The sequence below is a fragment of the Ulvibacterium marinum genome (assembly GCF_003626755.1).
In the GTDB taxonomy this organism is placed as follows: Bacteria; Bacteroidota; Bacteroidia; order Flavobacteriales; family Flavobacteriaceae; genus Ulvibacterium; species Ulvibacterium marinum.
The window spans coordinates 781,301-800,235 of sequence record NZ_RBCJ01000003.1 but is presented as its reverse complement, the minus strand read 5'-3'; the positions used below and the strand labels follow the sequence as shown (position 1 = coordinate 800,235).

The following is an 18,935-nucleotide window of genomic DNA, read 5'->3' as shown; positions in this document are numbered from 1 at the left end:
ATTAAATGGTTTTTTGAAAATTTCTGGAAAAATACTTTACAAGCAACGATTAAAAAAGCGCAACTCCTTTTAAAATTGAAAAAAATAACAATTTGTTCAAATTGATGTTTGAGGCCCAAGTCCTGTATTGCACTTGTCAATTGCGTTGATATCAATTTCAAGATACTTTCAAAGTACATACGTCCTTTTGAAGCATTACCCAACAAACCATATCTTAGCAGACTATGAATCCTACTTCAGCCAAAAAAGTACACTGGGCCATTTTTATTGATAATTCCTCGGACAAGACCCATTTCATTGAATCAGTATTAGATGGAAATCCCCCGTCCGAACTATCTAACCTAAAAGAGCAAAAAGGAGCTCTATTTTCGAAACTGGCCTTGGAGCAATTTATGCTGGAAGAAGACCGGCACGATATAAAAGTGCTTACCCACGGGGTTTCCCAAAGCCTTCGATCCCATTCCAGTGGGGAACAAAAAAAAGCACTGTTGAAATATATCTTGAATGGTATTCCAGATTTTATTGTTCTGGACAATCCCTTTGACAATTTGGATACCGAATCACAGGAGGAACTAGCAAAACGGCTTGAAAAAATATCCGCTAGAACAACTATTATTCAAATACTGAGCAGGAGAAAAGACCTTCTCCCATTTGTAACACACTATTCCAGTCTTAAAAAAAGGGACTTACGGGTCCATGAAAACCCAATACCCACTTCTATAAATAGACACATCCCAAGCCTGGGAGATATTCCGGCACCATTGCAATCATGGCAATATAAGCCGAAGGTATTGGTAGATTTAAAAAATGTAAGTGTGCAATTTGGAGACAAAAGGGTGCTCGACGCGATAGATTGGAAAATCGAAAAGGGGGAGTTTTGGCAGTTGATGGGAAAAAACGGAAGTGGCAAGACCACGATTCTTTCCATGATTACAGGAGAAAACCCAAAAGGGTACGGGCAAGAACTCTATATTTTTGGCCATAAAAAGGGAAGTGGGGAGAGTGTATGGGAGCTAAAGGAGAAAATGGGGTATTTTACGCCGGCGATGACAGATAAGTTTACTGGTTATCATACCTTGGAACATATGATTGTTTCCGGGCTTACCGATTCCATTGGGTTATACACAAGACCAACGGAGGCCCAATTGCGTCTGGCCGCGGAATGGTTACAATTAATTGGGTTGTGGGACATAAAGGACACACATTTTCATAACCTGACCATGGGGCAACAACGTCTTATCATGACAGTAAGGGCCATGGTCAAACATCCGCTTCTACTAATCCTGGATGAGCCCACAGCTGGATTGGACGATACCTCCGCAGACTTATTGGTCGCCTTGGTCAATAAAATGGCAAGTGAAAGCGATACGGCCATCATATTTGTATCCCATAGAAAAGAACCAGGCCTAAATCCAGACTTTGTCTATGAACTACAAATGACACCTAAGGGATCAAGGGGAACTAAAAAGCCGTCCTAGGACGGCCTTTTTAAAATCTATCAATACGCTTGGCATACTAGGCCATCGCCTTTTCGGCTTTGGGCTTCAATATTTTCTTCCGTATGGTATCGAACATAATAGGCGTTGCGATAAAAACAGAGGAATAAGTACCTACTATGACCCCAATGATCATAGCAAACATAAAGCCGCGAAGCGATTCACCACCGAAGATGAAAATGGCCAATAACACAATTAAGGTGGTTAGGGATGTATTTAACGTTCGGCTTAATGTGCTGTTTACGGCTAAATTAATGTTTTCCCCGGCCTTCCAGCCCCGCTCGCCAATAATCTCCCGGATTCGGTCAAAGACCACCACGGTATCATTTAGGGAATAACCGATCACGGTTAGTATGGCAGCAATAAAGGCTTGGTCAATTTCCATGTTAAAAGGCATAATCGTGCCGAACAACGAAAATACTCCAAGAACGATCATGACATCATGGAATACGGCGACGACAGCACCCAATGAAAACTGCCATCTCCTAAATCGAAGCAAAATATATAGAAACACTACGGCCAAGGAACCAATAATGGCCAAGAAGGCATTGTTTTTTATATCATCCGCTATGGTAGGGCCAACTTTTATGGACTGCAAAATACCAATGGACTTTTCTCCACTTCCCACTCTAAAGTCATCCATACTGGTACCATCGGGCAAATATTTTTGTAGTGAAGTGTATAATTTGGTCTGGATTTCATTATCTACCTCAATTCCCTCTACGTCTACTTTGTATGGTGTGGTCACTTTTATCTGATTGGCTTCCCCAAAAGTCTTTACATTGGTACCACTTCCAAATACTGTATTAAGTTCAGATGCAATTTCTGACGGATTGACTGCCTGTTCAAAACGAATTTGGTAAGAACGGCCACCGATAAAATCAACACCTTGCTGCAAACTTTGTGTAGCTAGGGAAAAAATCCCGATACCCAGTAATATCAAGGAAATAACATAGGCTATTTTTCGCTTGCCCAAGAAATTAATATTGATGTTCTTGAACAAGTTTTTAGTAATTGCGGTAGAGAAATCAAGCGTCCTACCTTTTCCACTTATGTACCAATCTACCAATAGACGGGTAATGAAGATAGCAGTGAACAAGGAGGTAAGAATACCGATTAAAAGCGTGGTCGCGAAACCCTTGATGGGACCGGAGCCAAATACAAATAGTATAATGGCCGTAAGACCGGTCGTAACATTGGCATCCAAAATGGAAGACAGTGCATTGCTAAATCCATCGGCTACAGCCTCTCCTTTACCCTTTCCTTTAGCCAGTTCTTCCTTTATACGTTCAAAAATAAGTACGTTGGCATCCACGGACATCCCAATGGTCAATACGATACCGGCAATACCCGGTAAAGTAAGTACGGCTCCCAAACTGGTAAGTACCCCAAAAATCAAAAGGATATTCAACAGCAATGCTATATCCGCAAATATCCCTGCTTTTCCGTAGTAGAAAACCATCCATATCAAAACAATGGACATGGCGATCATAAAGGACATAAAACCACTATCTATAGCCTCTTGCCCCAAAGAAGGACCTACAATTTCAGATTGAATAATTTCAGCGGATGCAGGTAACTTTCCAGCGCGTAACACATTGGAGATATCTTTGGTCTCATTCACGGTAAAGGTTCCCGTAATTTCAGAACGTCCCCCGGAAATAGGTCCGGAAGATACCCCCGGTGCCGTATATACTTTGTTATCCAGGACAATAGCAATACCCGTTTGATTCGTAAAGGCATCCCCAGTCAGTTTTTCCCATTCCTTGGCTCCCTTGGTGTTCATGGTCATGGTAACTGCCGGTTTTCCAAACTGGTCAAAATCATCACGCGCATCACTAACGACATCCCCGCTTATTCTTGGAACTGCATCACGGTTGGATTTAAGTGCGTATAAATCCACTACTTCTGCATTTTCGACAGAAGGCCGTTCCCACAAAAATTTAGTAAAGCGTATATCCGCAGGCAACAATCTACGTGTCTCCGGCATTCGCAAATAACCTCCAAATTTGGCAGTATCCTTTATGGCCACCTTTGCAATGGCATAACCACTTCCGGGTCCGGCGATTAAATCGAAGACCGGATTTATTTGATTGGCAATATCCAAGGAATCCTCAGCAACATCGGATAGCAGGGAATCCAGTTCAGATTCTTCCTTTACAGGCTCTTCAATCGAAGTGGTATCCACCAAAGATTTCAATCGTTCATTGGCAGCAATAAAGAATTGGGAAATACTTTGATTGCTAGGGCTGTAGGTCTCCCAGAACTCTAACTGGGCCGTACTGGAAAGAAGATCTTGTGCCCTTGCAATATCCTTTGCTCCAGGAAGTTCCACCAAGATTCGCCCAGAATTCCCTTCCCTCTGGATATTGGGCTGGGTAACTCCAAATCCATCAATCCTTTCGCGAAGCACCTCAAATGCGGAAACGATCGATTCGTCAATTTTCCTTCTAATGATGGGTTTTACCTCATCATCTGTCATCTGAAAATTAATTTCATCGCTTAACCCTTTGTTCGCAAAAATATCTGGAGAGGCTAATTGGGTGTCCCCTTTTATCTGATCAAAAGCATCAAAAAACAATTCCAAATAGGTATCGTCACTGCTTTTGGAAGCAGCATCGGCGTCTGCCAAGGCCTTATTGAAAATTGGATTTTTGGTGTTATTCGCCAGTCCTTTTAAAATATCCTTTACGGAAATTTGGAGGGTTACGTTTATACCACCCTTAAGGTCCAAACCTTTATTTAGTTCCTTCTTCTTGGCATCGTCATACGAGGTATATCCTAAAATCGGGTTCCCACCAATGGAATCCAAATATCTGGCCTCCAACGTTTCACGCTTTGCTACGTAATCGTCCTCAGCTTCCGATATCTGATTCTCGGCAAAAACTTCTGCTTCTTTTTCAACCTTACCGGTGATGAACGTGTAGGATAATTGGTAGATGCTTACCAACCCAAACAAAAAAGCAAAAAGTTTTATAAGTCCTTTATTTTGCATTGATTAAGTGTTTTGTGAATGCTTTTTGTAACAGCGTGCAAATATATGATTTACACTAGGATTTGGCAATATATTTATGAGTAATTGTAAAAACGAAAACCTCCTACCGATTGTCATCGGCAGGAGGCTTTATATGTATTTTACTCCTAGAGAGGTGTCTAAAGTTCCAACAATCCATTGGTTTTGGAGACTCCCGCGGCGCTTTCCTTCATTTTGTTTTTTTCAGCTTCGCTCAAAGGAACGTTCACAATTTCCTCTATCCCGTTTTTGCCCAATAGCACAGGCACTCCTATACAAATATCTTCAAGGCCATATTCACCTTCCAAATACGTAGAGCAAGGAAACATTTTCTGTTGATCGCAGGCAATGGCCTGTACCAAGCTAGAAACGGCGGCCCCTGGAGCATACCATGCACTGGTTCCTAAAAGTTTGGTCAATGTGGCACCCCCCACTTTTGTATCCTCTACCACTTGGGAGAGTCTTTCCTCCGTTAAAAACTCGGTTACATTAATACTATTTCTAGTCGCATGCGAAGCTAAAGGTACCATGCCAGTATCACTATGACCACCGATTACCATGCCATCAATATCGGAAATCGGGGCTTCCAAAGCCTCCGCAAGTCTATATTTAAACCGTGCACTATCCAAAGCGCCTCCCATTCCAATAATCTTGTTCTTGGGAAGGTCCGTGGACTTGTGAACCAAATAGGTCATGGTATCCATAGGATTACTTACCACAATTAAAATGGCATTGGGGGAATGTTCCAATAAGTTGGAGGAGACGGTCTTGACGATTCCTGCATTAATTCCTATGAGTTCTTCACGGGTCATACCGGGTTTTCTTGGAACCCCTGATGTTATGACCGCAATATCGCTTCCCGCAGTTTTGGAGTAATCATTGGTTATACCGGTTATTTTGGTATCAAAACCATTAAGGGAAGCGGTCTGCATTAAATCCATGGCCTTGCCCTCGGCATACCCTTCCTTAATATCCAACAATACTACTTCCGATGCAAAATCCTTTATGGCAATGTACTCCGCGCAACTAGCGCCTACGGCACCTGCCCCTACTACGGTAACTTTCATATTCGTATAATTTATTAGTTGTTCTTTAACACTGCAAAAGTAGGGATTCTACCTTGATAAAAAATGACAAAAATCAGTTTAATCCATGTTGTTTTTAATGTTTTCAAAACCTATAAATCAATTAAAGGTTGTTAAAAAAAATGACCGTTCAACGAAGAAAAACATATTATAGTGCCGTACATCGAATTTTAGCAATATCAATGGTTCATTGAGCGTTCTCAGATATACCAAACCCCGAATCAGAAAACCTACAAAATGAAAAAGCTTTTTTCATTTCTCGCGATCATAGCCATTATCTCCGTTAGCAATTGTTCCCGAATAGCCGAGAATAACGATCAAGTTATTGGAATTTGGTCCAATATCGCAGAAATATCCACAGGCAAGACACAAAACCAAACTTTCCGCGAGGAATGGATTTTTAATGATGCCTATCTTGGCAGATATCACGGTATAGAAAATGGTAAGATTACCATTAAAACTGACTTTAAGTGGAGTCAGGACGATGGTGTATACACTATTTCCTATCCTGGATTGGATAGAGGTGACGACCTCGTAATCCTAAAAGAATCCCAGGACGGAAGTATGTTGGAAGATATGAACGGAAATCCCTTTGCAATCAGGGAATAAAAATAGAAGGTTGATACACAATAAAAGACCGTTGGTGCGATCAATGTACCAATGGTCTTTTCATTATGTTCCATTATCTAAAGCCGAAATTTATGCCTACAGCAAGATTATTGAATTCGGCCAAGGTATAATCTACATTTAATCTAAAGAATCCCAGTTTTAACTTTGTTCCGATATTGGCCCTAACACCACTGGCGTCCTGTTCTACTGAAAAAGGATCAGTATACGTTTGTTGAAAAGGGCCTGATTGTACGATGTAGGTACCCAAAATATCCGTAGAGGATTTACCGGTCATATATCCTATTCCACCATAAAAGTTGATAACGGGAAGCTTGGTAGAGGCAATTGCCTGAAAGACCCAAGTATTCATGACCACATCTATTCTTTGGTTTTGACCCGCTATGATATCCGTAGTACTGAAATCATAGGTAGCGTCCAAATGAGTATATCCAATAACACCTGAAATGGCCAATGGAAATAGCCTTTCCGCAGGTAGATGACTTGTAAATTCATGCTGAAGGCCAAAACCATAGAGCCCTGCCGCAATATCATCCGTATTGATTTTGGGAAAAAAACGGGCTTTTACCTCAGTTCCCTTGAACAACCCAACACTTGCTTGCAAAAAAGCCGAAGGAATAACATTGATGTCCTCGGAAGCAAGTCCCGAGGGCAGTTCAAATTCTTCACGTTCAGTTATACCAGGGGCTATTTCTGCTTCAACGAAGACGCGTACACCATCTAGGTCGCCCAATGCCGTTGAAACAGGTCTGGCCGTACTGCCGTCAACAAATTGAAGGTTTTCATAATCGGCCGTGTCTAAAGTAAACGCCTTTTTATCATCCTTATTCTTGAAGGAAGATACATTGCCAATAATTGAAATTTCAAAACCACCTAAGGGTTTGGACTCTCCCGAGTTATACCATCCATTGGAGATGCTGTGCATTGCCCCTTCGGAAACTGGCGCCAGATAATCATTGGTATACCGTTCAGCATCCTCCAGACCGGCCGCCAGTAAATCATTGATATTGGACTGTGAAAGGATTACTTGAAACCCGAATAGGGCTAGAACTAAGGAAACTACAGTTTTCATTATATGATTTTTCCTTAAAACTAAAAAACCCCGACATAACTGTCAGGGTTTTTGTTGTGAAGTGCCAATTCTTATGCATCAATGTTCGCATAAACGGCATTTTTCTCTATAAATTCCCTTCTTGGAGGTACCTCATCTCCCATAAGCATGGAAAAAATACGATCAGATTCCGTCGCATTATCAATAGTAACTTGGCGTAAAGTCCTGAATTCCGGGTTCATGGTAGTATCTGCCAACTGTTCGGCGTTCATTTCCCCAAGACCCTTGTAGCGCTGCACCGAAGCGGCTCCACCAAAACTTTCTATAATCTCGTCACGATCACCATCGTTCCAAGCGTATCGTTTCTTACTACCTTTTTTAACTAGGTAAAGTGGTGGGGTAGCAATGTATACATGCCCTGCCTCTATCAATTCTCGCATGTATCGAAAAAAGAAGGTGAGGATCAAAGTTTCGATATGACTACCATCAACGTCCGCATCACACATAATAACCACCTTGTGATACCGTAATTTTTCCAGGTTCAGGGCTTTACTATCCTCTTCGGTCCCAATGGTAACCCCAAGGGCCGTATAGATGTTTTTGATTTCTTCATTCTCGAAAACCTTATGCTGCATGGCCTTTTCAACATTCAAAATCTTTCCCCTAAGCGGTAAAATAGCCTGGAAACTACGTTCCCTACCCATTTTGGCCGTTCCGCCCGCAGAGTCCCCCTCAACTAGGAATAATTCGCATTTTGCAGGATCCTGCTCAGAACAATCCGCCAATTTTCCCGGTAATCCACCAATGCTCATGGGTGATTTTCGTTGTACCATTTCCCGGGCCTTGGTCGCTGCATGCCGTGCTTGGGCGGCTAGAATGACTTTCTGAACGATTACTTTGGCATCGTCCGGGTGTTCTTCCAAGTAGTTGGTCAACATTTCGGAAACGGCCTGGGAAACGGCCGAGGATACTTCCCTATTGCCCAGTTTAGTCTTGGTCTGCCCCTCAAACTGTGGTTCGGCTACCTTCACCGAAACTATGGCCGTTAATCCTTCCCTAAAGTCATCACCTTGAACCTCAAATTTTAGTTTGTCCAGCATTCCTGAGGCATCCGCATACTTTTTTAATGTACTGGTAAGTCCCCTTCTGAATCCTGATAAATGGGTTCCTCCTTCATGGGTATTGATATTGTTCACATAGGAATGTAAATTCTCGGTATAACTTGTGTTGTAGACCATGGCCACCTCAACGGGGATATCATTCTTCTCGCCCTCCATGGCGATCACATTTTGAATCAAAGACTCCCGATTACCATCCAAAAACCGTACAAATTCCCTTAGTCCTTCATCGGAATAAAAGGTTTCGGAAATGAATTCACCATCCTCACCTTTCTCACGTTCGTCCGTTATGCTTATGGTTACACCTTTGTTCAGGTATGAAAGCTCCCGCATCCTATTGGCCAAGGTTTCGTAGCTATATTCTATGGTCTGGGTGAATATGGTTTCATCTGGATGGAAGGTGACCAGTGTTCCCCTTTCCTTTGTTTCCCCTACACTTTTAACGGGATATAGCGTCTTTCCCCTTTCATATTCCTGTTCCCATACTTTGCCATCCCTGTATACCGTAGCCTTTAGATGATCGGAAAGCGCATTGACCACCGAAACACCTACACCGTGAAGACCTCCCGAAACTTTATAGGAATCTTTATCGAATTTTCCCCCGGCCCCAATTTTGGTCATAACCACTTCCAAGGCGGAGACACCTTCCTTTTTATGAAGGTCAACAGGAATTCCCCTACCATTGTCCCTTACGGTTATGGAATTGTCCTTATTTATGGTTACGCTAATCGTATCACAGTGCCCTCCCATGGCCTCATCTATGGAGTTATCCACTACCTCGTATACCAAATGGTGCAATCCCCGGACACCTACATCCCCAATGTACATGGATGGACGCATACGTACGTGTTCCATCCCTTCAAGGGCCTGAATACTATCGGCCGAATAATTCCTTTTTTTTGCTTCTTCGCTCATAGAATTTAAAAGTTGTTTTCACCTTCCCAATATCCATTGGGCGCTCATGAAAATCAGTAGATATTTACTTTTTTCATAGGCTTGGTCCCATTCAATTTTTGCAATCCTACAAATATACGGAAAACCCCATGAAATATGGTGTTTTACTCCCTTTAAAGCCTCTAAGTTATCAACAAAAATTGTGGAAAATATTAATGTTTCCGGCCCTATTATTTAGGCTGGTTTTTTATTGGAAAACAGGGGCTCCAAAAATCAAAATAGAAGTATGCCAATTTCTCATTTCATTTTGGAAATAGGATGCTTGATCAGGGTCAATTCGGCCTACAAGTTTCTCCAAAACTTGGGCCACGGTCAGGGGACTGCTTCGAACGGACCCTTCGGCAAGCTCGGGGTTAATTCGGCCAACAAGTTTCTCCAAAACTTGGGCCAAGGTCAGTGGACTGCTTCGAACGGACCCTTCGGCAAGCTCGGGGTTAATTCGGCCAACAAGTTTCTCCAAAACTTGGGCCAAGGTCAGTGGACTGCTTCGAACGGACCCTTCGGCAAGCTCGGGGTTAATTCGGCCAACAAGTTTCTCCAAAACTTGGGCCAAGGTCAGGGGACTGCTTCGAACGGACCCTTCGGCAAGCTCGGGTCAATTCGGCCTACAAGTTTTTCCAAAACTTGGGCCAAGGTCAGGGGACTGCCTCGAACGGACCCTTCGGCAAGCTCGGGTCAATTCGGCCAACAAGTTTCTCCAAAACTTGGGCCAAGGTCAGGGGACTGCCTCGAACGGACCCTTCGGCAAGCTCGGGGTTAATTCGGCCAACAAGTTTCTCCAAAACTTGGGCCTCATTAACAAAACCCCGCCTTAGGCGGGGTTAAGGACTAATTAAAATAAAAAACTGAGCCCCATCACGGCTGATGGGCAAAACAGAACTATGTTTGTTGGGTCCATGATACAAATACCATGTTTTCAATCAAAGACCATCAACAGCCTCTTTAGGCGAGGAATTCCATAAATTTCATTTTACATAGGCATCGTCATGTACATTGGCTACCGCCCTACCTGAGGGGTCGTTCATATTCTTAAATGCCTCATCCCATTCCAGGGCAATCTTGGTGCTACAAGCTACCGATGGTTCCTGTGGAACACATAATGCTGCGGCATCCGAGGGAAAATGTCCCTCAAAAATGGACCGATAATAAAACTCCTCTTTCGTTGTCGGAGTTTGTAACGGGAACCGGAACTTGGCATTGGCCAATTGCTCATCGGAAACTTTTTCCTCCACTAATTCTTTTAGGGTATCAATCCAACTATAACCTACCCCATCGGAAAACTGCTCTTTTTGTCTCCATGCCACACTTTCCGGCAAATAGTCCTCAAAAGCTTTACGGACTACCCATTTCTCCATGCGTTCCCCATTGATCATTTTATCCTTGGGATTGATGCGCATGGCCACATCCATAAACTCCTTGTCCAAAAATGGTACACGCCCTTCGATACCCCAGGCCGCCAAAGACTTGTTGGCCCTAAGACAATCATACATGTGTAATTTATCCAGTTTCCGAACCGTTTCCTCGTGAAAATCCTTTGGGCTTGGTGCCTTATGAAAGTACAGGTAGCCGCCAAAAAGCTCATCGGCACCCTCGCCGGACAATACCATTTTTATTCCCATGGATTTTATAACCCTTGCCATAAGGTACATGGGCGTAGAGGCCCGTATAGTAGTAATATCATATGTTTCCAAATTATAGATAACATCCTTGATGGCATCCAATCCTTCTTGAATCGTGAATTTTATTTCATGATGCACCGTTCCAATATGATCGGCTACCTTTTGGGCAGCTGCCAAATCGGGGGAGCCTTCCAATCCCACGGAAAACGAATGCAATTGGGGCCACCAGGCCTCTTTGGTATCATCCGATTCTATTCGTTTTTGGGCATATTTTTTGGCAACGGCCGAAGTGACAGAAGAATCCAATCCACCGGACAGCAATACCCCATACGGAACATCCGACATTAATTGACGATGGACAGCCGCCTCCAAAGCTTCTTGAATTTCTTTGATACTGGTCTCATTTTCCTTTACCGCATCGTACTCCATCCAATCCCGGGTATACCATCTTCTTAGTTCCCCATCCTTGCTATGTAAATAATGACCGGGTGGAAAAAGTTCTATTTTGGTACACGTACCTTCCAAGGCCTTTAACTCGGATGCGACATAAAAGGTGCCATTCTGGTCCCAGCCCATATATAAAGGAATAATTCCCATATGGTCCCTGGCCACAAAATACTCTTCTTTATCGGCATCATAGATGGCAAAACCAAAAATACCGTTCATTTCATCCAAAAAGTCGGCGCCCTTCTTTTGATACAAAGCCAAAATGACCTCACAATCGGATTGGGTCTGGAAATTATATTTTCCTTCAAATTGCTTTCGTAATTCCCTATGATTATATATTTCCCCATTAGCGGCCAAAACCAACTTTCCATCGGCACTGAACAAGGGCTGCTTACCGGAAACCGGATCTACAATGGCCAATCTTTCATGGGCCAAAATAGCCTTATCGTCCGAATAGATCCCACTCCAATCCGGCCCTCTATGCCTTACTTTCTTGGACATTTCCAAAAGCTGGGGCCTCAGGGCTTCGGTACTTTCCTTCACATCGAACGCACAAACAATTCCACACATATCAATTTAAGTTATATCAATTTAAAAGCAAAGATGTACATAATATGCCTAAAAAAAACAATAAAACTAGTTTTGATTACTAATTTATATTTAAAATATATTTTTAAATGAATACTGTAATAATTAAAAGTAATTTGAAAGAAAAATGGGACGCTTTGTAAGCTGCATAAATTTTAACGACTTTTTATAAGTCTATAAATGGATTACTAACTAGCTTTGAACACACTAAAAACAAAAACAAACATGAAAAAATTATGCTCTCTTGCCCTTTTGGTATTGGCAATTGTATTTTCCTCCGAAGCTTTGGCCCAGAAATTTGATGGACTTGATAAGAGCCCAATGGACATGGCCGCTTACCCGTCCAGTTATCGGGTTTCCGATAAAGCGATACGGATTATTTACAGCCGCCCGCAGTTAAAGGGTCGCTCTTTATCAGAGCTTGCCCCTGCCGGAAAAGTTTGGCGCACCGGTGCCAACGAAGCAGCAGAAATCACTTTTTATAAGAACGTGAATTTTGGTGGCAAGGCTATTTCCGCTGGCACGTATGCCCTATTTACTATTCCCGGCAAGGACGAATGGACTGTTGTGCTCAACAAAAACCTAAATCAGTGGGGAGCCTATTCCTATGATGAAGCAGGCGATGTAGCGAGGGTTGCCGTACCTGCAGCTTCCGATAGTTCTTCTCTGGATGCCTTTTCCATAGCCTTTAAGGAAGTGGACAATGGGACACATATGGTCATGGGCTGGGACAAGACTCGAGTGGCAGTGCCAATAACTATGTAAGGTTGTTTGACTAAATAATTTAAAACCCGAAGCTTTTCTGCTTCGGGTTTTTTTATTTAAATTTTTACTCAGCTATATCCCCGCCGATAAAAGTCTGTTCGGCCCTAAGATTCGGAATTTGTTCTAGCGAAACTGTCATAATATCATCGCTTAGTATTACAAAATCGGCAAATTTACCAACTTCAATACTTCCCTTTTCTTTTTCCTCAAAATTGGAGTAAGCTGCCCAGATGGTCATTCCGCGTAAAGCATCTTCCCTGGTTAGGGCATCCTTGATCTGAAAACCGCCTTCCGGATAATCGTCAAGATCTTTACGAGCAACTGCCGCATAAAAAGTTAGGAAGGGACTTACTTTTTCTACGGGAAAGTCGGTGCCCAAAGCTACCAATCCGGCCTTATCCAATAAGGTTTTGAAAGCATAAGCCCCGGGAATACGTTCTTTACCCAAACGTTCCTCGGCCCAATACATATCGCTCGTGACATGAGTGGGTTGCACAGAAGGGATAATACCATCTTCAAAATAATCAAAATCCATGGAGTCCAAAACCTGGGCGTGCTCTATTTTCCAACGCCGGTCCTCCTCTCCCTGAAGAAACTTTTTGTAGGACCTAAGTACCACGGCATTGGCCGAGTCACCTATGGCGTGTGTATTCATTTGATATTCCGAAATGGCGATTCTCCTTGCCAAATCCTCAATTTCATCAACTGGGGTCACCATGGCCCCATAATGTTCTGGCAAATCCGAATAGGGTCGTTTTAATGCTGCCCCTCTGGAACCTAAGGCTCCATCACCGTACACTTTTACGGAACGAACATTTAAGCGATCGGTCTTAAAAGGTGCCCGATACAAATAATGGTTTAGGTTTTCCGGAGTATTGCTTATCATGGCATAAACCCGAATGGAAATCTCCCCAGTCCGTTGCAAACTATCCATAAGCTCTATGATTTCCCGATCAAGACCTGCATCGTTTACTGTAGTAAGACCATTAACGAAACAAATCTGTTGGGCATCCTTTAAAGCCTGAATCTTTGTTTCCAAGGTTGGTGGAGGGATTATTGAATCGATAAGACGCATGGGGTTGTCTATTAAAACCCCGGTGATACCTTGAATTTCACTATTCCATTTTTTAACGATCTCCCCTCCTTCTACTTTGGTGCTCCAATCAATTCCGGCCATGTCCAGCGCTTTTTGGTTGACCAATAAAGCGTGACCGTCGATTCTTCTCAGAGCTACAGGGGTATCAGGAAACAAGGTATCCAGCTCCTTTTTGGTCGGAAATTCCTTGACCTCCCAATCATTCTGATCCCAACCCCTGCCCAAAATAAAATCCTTGGGGTTTTCATTTTGAAATGCCAATACGCGTTCCAAAACCTCTTCATAACTTTTGGTCCCGGAAAGGTCAACCACCTGTTGGTTTATTCCTAAGCGGTAAAAATGACAATGGGCATCTATGAATCCTGGAGTAATGGTACGTCCATCGGCATCTATTATTGATTCTGCGGTATAGTTGTCTTGGATTTCCTTTGTACTTCCAATTGCCACAAATTTTCCTTTATTAACCGCAAAAGCCTCAGCCTTGGAAAAATTATCATCGACCTTGTACACATTAGCGTTCAAGATTACAAAATCCACCTTTTCCTTTAGCAGTTCGCAACTGGATAGCATCAACACCAATAAACATATCAATTTTCTCATAGTGCTTAAATACAACCAAAGCAAAAAACGGATGTATGTTCCGGCAATGATCCAAAATGTTTGTAAGGGGGAATCTTCAATACCTATAGTAGAACAAAATGGGGCTTCCAGGCTCTTTCAATGGTATCTGGAGGGAATGAAAATGGGTCTATTCCGGTGAAATACTCTTCACTCCTTCAATAACATAATCTCCTTCTGGAGATGAGCTTTTTCCAGAAATTTTGCTTCCGTTAGCAGTCAGGTTAACTGTAACCAGCCCCCCTTCTATCATTAATGAGAAGCTAATGGTGTTCTTTTTTACGGTGACATTCTCCCCTACAAAGGTCCCAGCACCTGTCTGTACCTGGACCTGGTACTTACCATCTTGTCCAACAATCAACAAAAGACCTTTATCGTAGCCTTCTGGAGCACCTTGGGCGGTATACTCCCAACCTCCTACTAAATTGTCACCAACCATTGTGGTTATGTTTTTGTCCTTTAGGAGGACAATCTCTTTTGAAGGTACGGTTGCATGTCCAACAAAGCAAAAACTAAATGCTATAACGACAAATATGCTAAAAATTCCTTTGATAGGGTTCAATTGATTTTTCATTTGTAACGTTTTAAAGGGATTGTGCTTTGTATTGTTACAAAATACAAAAATAAATTGTTCTTTAGGTTTAACGAGGTTTTGTTTTTTCCTTGATCTTTACATAAATCAATTTCTTCTTACCTCGCGAATCCTCACGGCGTTCAACCTCAAAATTGGACAATGATGCAATTAATGGAGTAAGTTTTTGAAAACCGTAGTTACGGGAATCGAAATTGGGTTGTTTTTTTTGGAGCAAGCTACCGACATCACCTAAAAAAGCCCACCCATCATCATCGGCTACATCATCTATAGTGGTGGAGATCAGCTTGATTACCTTGGGCCCTATTTTATCCAAATTAGCTTTGGATTTGGACTTCCGTGTGGTAGCATCCGGCGTATCTTCTTCGGACTGGTCCTTTAAGATTTCGAGGTAAATGAAACGATCACAGGCCACAATAAAGGGATCGGGTGTTTTCTTTTCCCCAATTCCGAATACTTGCATTCCCGCTTCGCGAAGCCTAGTGGCCAAACGAGTAAAATCGCTATCACTACTTACCAAGCAAAACCCATTTACCTTACCTGAATATAGAATATCCATGGCATCGATTATCATGGCAGAATCCGTGGCATTCTTTCCGGTGGTGTACCCATATTGTTGAATGGGGGTAATGGCATTTTCAAGAAGTACGTTTTTCCATTTTCCCAAGCGGGGATTGGTCCAATCCCCATAAATACGTTTAATCGTAGGATTCCCGTATTTTGCGATTTCCTCCATCATTTCCTTAACATACCCGGCAGGTATATTATCACCATCTATTAATACGGCCAGTTTAACATCCATAACTATCTTCTGATTTTGTACAAAGTACGGGGTTTACTACCAAATAAAAACAAATACAAGATTATTCTTGCCTGGAAATCACGAACTCCACCCGCCGGTTTTGTTTGCGCCCCGCTTCCGTTGCATTATCAGCAACCGGTTTTGTACCACCATGCCCGTTCCATAGTATTCTTTTCTGGGGCAGCCCTAAATGTATGAGATAATCCGCCACGGATTTAGCTCTTTCATTGGACAGGTTTTGATTGTAGGTTATGGAACCTATAGTATCCGTATGTCCGTGAATATGTATTTTGAGGGCAGTATCATTTTCTAGATATTGGAAAATTTTCCGTAGTTCCACCTTTTCCCTATCCAACAATTGAAACCTATCAAACTCAAAAAGCACATTTTCAAAAACATGGAGTTGACCCAATTCAATACCCTCTATTTTATCATTAACATCATTGCCTACAAAATGCTCTTCCGTATCTATTTTTTTGGTGGATTCAACTTTCACCATATCTATATAGTAATAGGCTCCCTTTTTGGCACTGCGTTTGGTTTTGAACAACCGGGTCTGGGCATTCTTCTTAAAGTTTCCGATGGTCATGAATCTTTCCCATCCTTTGGCTACAAAATCCGTATGCACCAAGACCCAATCTTGGGTATCTGAGTAAAAATCGGCATAACCGATTTCCAAAGTGCGATACTTGTTTTCCTTATTCTTGTAGAGTACTCCTTTGGAAAGTTCCTTTTTTGTGGTGAATTCTAATTTGTTCTTTGAAAACACCACACTAAATTCCTTTACGGCAAAGTCCGACTGTTCGGCTAGGCTAACATAAAATGAAATGTGATACTTCCTTCCAGGTTCCAAAGTCCGAGAAAGCTCCCCTTGAAGATATTCCCGGTAATCCTCAGGGGCATATACGTACAAGCCTGCATAGCCTTTGCCAAAATCCGCAGGTTGATCACCATTGAAATTCTTCGGTGTTCCCATGGCCGAACTACAGCCATTAAAATAATCCGTAGAGCCTTTTGAGGGCGTAGACCAAGATGAGACGTCATCGTTGAAATTACCCAATCGTTTAGGACAATTGTTATAGGTCTCAAAACTTGGGTTTTTTACCAAATTTTGGGAAAACATAAAACCAATGCTAGAAATATACGTCAGGATGATTCCAAATCCAGAAATCCGATACAAATCCAATTCTTTTATTTAACCAATTCTAAATTAAGCATTTAGTCAATCTCTTTGGATTGATATCGATTAAAGGCAGGGTTCTCGGTTGTTCAAAACAGATTTGCCTACATCTGAAGTGGCCTAGCCTAGAAATCGAACTTATAGGTGGCTCCACCCAAAATCTGGAAGCCCTGCACCGGAAAGTTGGCCCACCGCTGGTAATTGTTATTCGCGATGTTAGCGGCACGTACAAAAACTGATAATTGATCGTTCAATCGGTGGCCTACATGGGCATTGGCATCAAAGAAACCATCCAAGGTAAGTATGGTTGCCGGAAATTCGGAAGGTTGCACATTTACAACCGCCACAGTCGCCACGTCTTCCCTCTCCCCCACATAGAACAGATTGGCTCCCATATACCACTTTTCGCCAATTTGGTAATCCATAAAAAGTGAGCCTTTTATATTGGGAAGGTTCCAAGCCGGATTATCAGTTTCAGTATCGTAATCATATATTTCGGCATTAATGCCCAAGGTAAAATTTCGGTTTACATCCACATTCAATTCACCAAATACGCCAATGGTCTTTATGTCATCATAAAACACTTCAAAAGAGTTACCATAATAGTACCCCTTCTCATCGGTCCTAAATGTGTTTTGCGGGTTTAGTTTGAACAAAGGACTTCGATTCTCCGCCGTATAGGAGCCTTTGATATTATAGCTTAAGTTAGGCAACAATTGCCCTCGTAATCCTAAGTAGGCATCGTACTGCCTATCTGTAGGAACAATGGTCAAAGTTGGTGACACAAAAGGATTGTCCTCTACAAAACCGTAATAGGAATTTTGCCTTAGCTCTCCTTCAATACCACCATAGACAATGGCCACCTCGTCCAGCAAACGATAAGAGGCCGTTACAGCGGGATAGATATAAAAATTGCTATCACTGCGTTCGGTATCCAAGCCGTAGACCAAATTTACCCCGAGGTTTAAGGACAAATCGTCCCGAAGCATGGTCAAGCTGGGATTGATGCCCACCTGGAACTGGCTATAATTTATCCCGTTAATATTGGTTGTGCTATTGATATCGGCATTTTCAAAATTCCCGTTTACATAATCAATCTTTGCGTTAATGCCTAAGGACTCCTCGTTTAAGGGAAATTCAAAACCTGTTTGGAAAACGGCCCTGTTCTCTCCGGATTTTATGGCATCCCAAAATCGACGATATTCCAACGATGCATTCTTAAAAAAGGAATCTTCAAGATTAACATGTCCGGATACTTCGGCCATGTAGTAATTTTGTTTTTCATCAATGGCATTTACCGTAGCCTCATCAAAAACACCTATGGGCAAGCCATACCAATTGTAGAGCTGATGTTGCACACCCAGGTCCACGCCCCAATCCAAATCACGGTCCCTCTTTTTATAGGCTGCTTCCAACTCGGTATCCGAGTAGATATTGTCCAGCACTACTCCATCTATATCCCCTCTAGAGGAATTATGGTCCAGCCCCAAGGTAAATCCCGACTCCCTATCAATAGTTCTACTGGTATAGAACTTGGCCATTAAATTGGCTGGATTTCCGCCTCCCGCCGAAGCATAGGAATTGAACAATACCGGTGGCGGGGTCTTCTTTACCCTGGATGCCTGTCCCTTGGCCGGCGTAAAGGTAGAGGCCACAGGGACCGAGTTGATGCTATAGGTTATATCCTTCTTCTGCAGCGCAATGGAATCACCGAACTGGGGAACAGATTTAATCTTAAAGGCGTCCGAAATAGTAGGTGTATACGCTTTGGTAACTGTTACGGTTTCGGTTCCAATATCATCTTGGTCTTCTTCCTGTCCAAAAACGGCAAGGTAAACTCCCAAGAATAGTACAAGGCTTAAAGCAATCTGTTTTTGTATCATG

The 18,935-nt window shown here is 42.5% G+C and carries 14 protein-coding genes; 3 read left to right on the top strand and 11 right to left on the bottom strand.

Going from position 1 to position 18,935, the window contains the following annotated elements:
- Positions 1 to 224 precede the first annotated feature (224 nt).
- Complete coding sequence (locus D7Z94_RS16560) at positions 225 to 1,478, top strand: ATP-binding cassette domain-containing protein (protein WP_120712686.1); 1,254 nt, start codon at positions 225 to 227, stop codon at positions 1,476 to 1,478.
- 37 nt (positions 1,479 to 1,515) lie between these two features.
- Here D7Z94_RS16560 and secDF read toward each other — a convergent pair whose 3' ends face one another.
- On the bottom strand, positions 1,516 to 4,491 hold the full coding sequence (gene secDF, locus D7Z94_RS16555; RefSeq protein WP_120712685.1) for a protein translocase subunit SecDF: 2,976 nt from the start codon (positions 4,489 to 4,491) through the stop codon (positions 1,516 to 1,518).
- A gap of 158 nt (positions 4,492 to 4,649) precedes the next feature.
- Positions 4,650 to 5,576: a malate dehydrogenase gene (locus D7Z94_RS16550; protein WP_120712684.1), complete on the bottom strand. Its 927-nt coding sequence runs from the start codon at positions 5,574 to 5,576 to the stop codon at positions 4,650 to 4,652.
- A 255-nt stretch (positions 5,577 to 5,831) separates the two neighbouring features.
- Here D7Z94_RS16550 and D7Z94_RS16545 point away from each other — a divergent pair, with 255 nt between their 5' ends.
- Positions 5,832 to 6,203 carry a hypothetical protein gene (locus tag D7Z94_RS16545; protein WP_120712683.1) on the top strand — a complete coding sequence of 124 codons (372 nt, stop codon included), beginning with the start codon at positions 5,832 to 5,834 and terminating at the stop codon, positions 6,201 to 6,203.
- A 73-nt stretch (positions 6,204 to 6,276) separates the two neighbouring features.
- Here the strand turns inward: D7Z94_RS16545 and D7Z94_RS16540 are convergent, their stop codons facing one another.
- The 4 genes from D7Z94_RS16540 to asnB all read right to left on the bottom strand — a co-directional run bounded on the left by D7Z94_RS16540 (position 6,277) and on the right by asnB (position 11,980).
- A complete protein-coding gene (locus D7Z94_RS16540) occupies positions 6,277 to 7,293 on the bottom strand; it encodes a DUF6588 family protein (RefSeq protein ID WP_120712682.1) in 1,017 nt (338 codons plus the stop codon).
- Positions 7,294 to 7,364: 71 nt separating this feature from the next.
- On the bottom strand, positions 7,365 to 9,305 hold the full coding sequence (gyrB, locus tag D7Z94_RS16535) for a DNA topoisomerase (ATP-hydrolyzing) subunit B (protein ID WP_120712681.1): 1,941 nt from the start codon (positions 9,303 to 9,305) through the stop codon (positions 7,365 to 7,367).
- Between the two features lie 226 nt (positions 9,306 to 9,531).
- The gene (locus D7Z94_RS16530; protein ID WP_147415918.1) at positions 9,532 to 9,885 is read right to left on the bottom strand and encodes an iron-containing alcohol dehydrogenase; all 354 of its coding nucleotides are present in this window, start codon (positions 9,883 to 9,885) and stop codon (positions 9,532 to 9,534) included.
- 424 nt (positions 9,886 to 10,309) lie between these two features.
- Complete coding sequence (asnB, locus tag D7Z94_RS16525; protein ID WP_120712679.1) at positions 10,310 to 11,980, bottom strand: asparagine synthase B; 1,671 nt, start codon at positions 11,978 to 11,980, stop codon at positions 10,310 to 10,312.
- 243 nt (positions 11,981 to 12,223) lie between these two features.
- On the opposite strand from asnB, the gene D7Z94_RS16520 reads away from it, so the two are divergent.
- A complete protein-coding gene (locus tag D7Z94_RS16520) occupies positions 12,224 to 12,763 on the top strand; it encodes a DUF2911 domain-containing protein (RefSeq protein WP_120712678.1) in 540 nt (179 codons plus the stop codon).
- A 64-nt stretch (positions 12,764 to 12,827) separates the two neighbouring features.
- On the opposite strand, the gene D7Z94_RS16515 is transcribed toward D7Z94_RS16520, so the two are convergent.
- The 5 genes from D7Z94_RS16515 to D7Z94_RS16495 all read right to left on the bottom strand — a co-directional run bounded on the left by D7Z94_RS16515 (position 12,828) and on the right by D7Z94_RS16495 (position 18,934).
- On the bottom strand, positions 12,828 to 14,459 hold the full coding sequence (locus D7Z94_RS16515) for an amidohydrolase (RefSeq protein ID WP_120712677.1): 1,632 nt from the start codon (positions 14,457 to 14,459) through the stop codon (positions 12,828 to 12,830).
- A 148-nt stretch (positions 14,460 to 14,607) separates the two neighbouring features.
- Positions 14,608 to 15,051, bottom strand: a complete 444-nt coding sequence (locus D7Z94_RS16510) for a hypothetical protein (protein ID WP_120712676.1) — start codon at positions 15,049 to 15,051, stop codon at positions 14,608 to 14,610.
- A 67-nt stretch (positions 15,052 to 15,118) separates the two neighbouring features.
- On the bottom strand, positions 15,119 to 15,871 hold the full coding sequence (locus tag D7Z94_RS16505) for an NYN domain-containing protein (RefSeq protein ID WP_120712675.1): 753 nt from the start codon (positions 15,869 to 15,871) through the stop codon (positions 15,119 to 15,121).
- 61 nt (positions 15,872 to 15,932) lie between these two features.
- Positions 15,933 to 16,994: an OmpA family protein gene (locus tag D7Z94_RS16500; protein WP_120712674.1), complete on the bottom strand. Its 1,062-nt coding sequence runs from the start codon at positions 16,992 to 16,994 to the stop codon at positions 15,933 to 15,935.
- A gap of 182 nt (positions 16,995 to 17,176) precedes the next feature.
- On the bottom strand, positions 17,177 to 18,934 hold the full coding sequence (locus D7Z94_RS16495) for a TonB-dependent receptor (RefSeq protein WP_245967231.1): 1,758 nt from the start codon (positions 18,932 to 18,934) through the stop codon (positions 17,177 to 17,179).
- Between the last annotated feature and the right edge of the window lies 1 nt (position 18,935).

Excerpts from the sequence above, each read along its gene's own strand:
- D7Z94_RS16510 (WP_120712676.1), bottom strand. The coding sequence starts at position 15,051 with ATGAAAAATCAATTGAACCCTATCAAAGGAATTTTTAGCATATTTGTC.
- D7Z94_RS16560 (WP_120712686.1), top strand. The coding sequence starts at position 225 with ATGAATCCTACTTCAGCCAAAAAAGTACACTGGGCCATTTTTATTGAT.
- D7Z94_RS16495 (WP_245967231.1), bottom strand. The coding sequence starts at position 18,934 with ATGATACAAAAACAGATTGCTTTAAGCCTTGTACTATTCTTGGGAGTT.
- D7Z94_RS16545 (WP_120712683.1), top strand. The coding sequence starts at position 5,832 with ATGAAAAAGCTTTTTTCATTTCTCGCGATCATAGCCATTATCTCCGTT.
- D7Z94_RS16550 (WP_120712684.1), bottom strand. The coding sequence starts at position 5,576 with ATGAAAGTTACCGTAGTAGGGGCAGGTGCCGTAGGCGCTAGTTGCGCG.
- secDF (WP_120712685.1), bottom strand. The coding sequence starts at position 4,491 with ATGCAAAATAAAGGACTTATAAAACTTTTTGCTTTTTTGTTTGGGTTG.
- D7Z94_RS16500 (WP_120712674.1), bottom strand. The coding sequence starts at position 16,994 with ATGTTTTCCCAAAATTTGGTAAAAAACCCAAGTTTTGAGACCTATAAC.
- D7Z94_RS16505 (WP_120712675.1), bottom strand. The coding sequence starts at position 15,871 with ATGGATGTTAAACTGGCCGTATTAATAGATGGTGATAATATACCTGCC.
- gyrB (WP_120712681.1), bottom strand. The coding sequence starts at position 9,305 with ATGAGCGAAGAAGCAAAAAAAAGGAATTATTCGGCCGATAGTATTCAG.
- asnB (WP_120712679.1), bottom strand. The coding sequence starts at position 11,980 with ATGTGTGGAATTGTTTGTGCGTTCGATGTGAAGGAAAGTACCGAAGCC.
- D7Z94_RS16515 (WP_120712677.1), bottom strand. The coding sequence starts at position 14,459 with ATGAGAAAATTGATATGTTTATTGGTGTTGATGCTATCCAGTTGCGAA.
- D7Z94_RS16520 (WP_120712678.1), top strand. The coding sequence starts at position 12,224 with ATGAAAAAATTATGCTCTCTTGCCCTTTTGGTATTGGCAATTGTATTT.
- D7Z94_RS16540 (WP_120712682.1), bottom strand. The coding sequence starts at position 7,293 with ATGAAAACTGTAGTTTCCTTAGTTCTAGCCCTATTCGGGTTTCAAGTA.